General features: G+C 28.4%; 2 pseudogenes. One reads left to right on the plus strand and one right to left on the minus strand.

The features are described from left to right. A pseudogene (locus CD122_RS12180) lies at positions 1-187 on the plus strand (glycosyl transferase); the annotation flags it as partial. Between the two features lie 41 nt (positions 188-228). On the opposite strand, the pseudogene CD122_RS11420 reads toward CD122_RS12180, so the two are convergent. Next, positions 229-1,161: pseudogene (locus CD122_RS11420) on the minus strand (poly(glycerol-phosphate) alpha-glucosyltransferase); the annotation flags it as partial. Positions 1,162-1,253 lie beyond the last annotated feature (92 nt).

The raw sequence follows: 1,253 nt of genomic DNA on the forward strand, positions 1-1,253 counted from the left end.
GAATTTACTTTCTATATTTTTAAATCGATATACAAATCTTATTAAACGCGGAAAACATGCACCAGTTAAATTTTTTAAAACGACTAAAGTTGACTTATTAAAAATGTTAAGTAATAAATACTTAGACGACAATTCAAAGTCATTCATATATGATTTATTTCTAGGTAAATATGATATTAAAGAATAAAGGAACAAATGTGCATTTATAGAATGCACATTTGTTCCTTTTTACTTTTTAAATACTTTTTGATACTGAACATACCCTGATAGATAATGTTCTATATCATCTATTCTCACACGATAACCATGGTGCTTTATAAAGAATGAATTAAGAATTCTTTTCGGATTCTTGAAATACATTGCTATTTCTGGATAGAAATATCCTACTCTTTGATATTCTGCTCTCTTATGAATAGTTTTCATAAACTTCTCTTCATCAATATTCTTCTTAATTAAATCATCCAGTCCAAGTGATTTTCCTTTTTGTACTAAGTGATACGTTGCCATCATCATTTCAAGAAACGTTGGGAAAGTTGTTTCCCTTTGATAAATATAATCTAAGTATCCAGATACATTCTTAATACCCAATTCAAAATATCTTTCATCTGGATTGATTTGAATTAATTCATTAGTACAATATCCAAGCCAATGGTCATGATATTTCCAGTAATCTTTCTCTATAAATTTTTCAAACATCGTTTTAACAACATTAAGCCATTTCTCATTATTATCTCTCTGATATAATCTTAATAATGCTAAAGCTGCTTCACCATCATAGTAAATGATACGGAACTTTTCTTTAACCGATAAATCCGGATAGTTTAATACATGCGTCGTATCTCCATTGGTTACATCAATCATACTTAATAGACCTTCTGCGACACTTTGAGCGGCTTTCAAGAATTTATCATTCTTTTCATATTTTAAGTATTCACAAATTGCAAATATAAAGGCAGCACTTTGACCTAATTTAATTTCATTTATTTCTTCCGTATCATCAAATATATAGCCTTTTCCGTCTTTTTCAAATAAATAATTAGATATTAAATATTCTATTGGTTTAGCAGCTATCTTAATATCTTGGTTAGTATAATCGAGACCCTCGATTAAAGCATAAGTAGATGAAGAGTGTCTTAAAGTATTATAAAAACCTATTTCTTGGTGGATTTTATAATCAACTTAGCCACCTTTAGACAAAAAAACGCCACGTGAATTTCATGTTATTATTGAGGTTACCACACCAAATCAATAAA

It is taken from the genome of Staphylococcus rostri (assembly GCF_002902145.1).
Classification (GTDB): Bacteria; Bacillota; Bacilli; order Staphylococcales; family Staphylococcaceae; genus Staphylococcus; species Staphylococcus rostri.